The sequence below is a fragment of the Anaerotignum faecicola genome, assembly GCA_024460105.1.
Taxonomy (GTDB): Bacteria; Bacillota; Clostridia; order Lachnospirales; family Anaerotignaceae; genus JANFXS01.
In genome coordinates, this window is sequence record JANFXS010000609.1 from 1 (window position 1) to 384 (window position 384).

At 42.7% G+C, this 384-nt stretch carries 1 protein-coding gene; it reads left to right on the top strand.

The window, feature by feature from the left end:
* The first annotated feature begins 158 nt into the window (after window positions 1-158).
* On the top strand, window positions 159-326 hold the full coding sequence (locus tag NE664_15620; GenBank protein ID MCQ4728062.1) for a hypothetical protein: 168 nt from the start codon (window positions 159-161) through the stop codon (window positions 324-326).
* The last annotated feature ends 58 nt before the right edge of the window (window positions 327-384 follow it).

The following is a 384-nucleotide window of genomic DNA, read 5'->3' on the forward strand; positions in this document are numbered from 1 at the left end:
TACACTGGGTACTCTGAAGTATTTTCAGTCAGAGTATGACGATCATATTAAGAAGAAAAAATGTGCGAACGGAGTGTGCAGGGCTTTTGTGAGTATGTATTGATCCAATTCTCTGCAATGGATGTGAAAAATGCGCGGATATCTGTCCTTCTGATGCGATTGAAGGTAAGGCGGGTTATATCCATATGCTGGACGGATTTGCATGCTCTAAGTGTGGGCGGTGTATCGAAGCTTGTGATGCCGGTGCCGTCATTCAGACGGCAGACCGTGTACCGAGACTGCCTGATAAGCTGACAAAGTGCGGAAGATTTAAAAAGAAACATTAAAATAATCAAAATGGAGGTTAGACAATGAAAAGAATGGAAGCAGATGTAATTGTGGTTG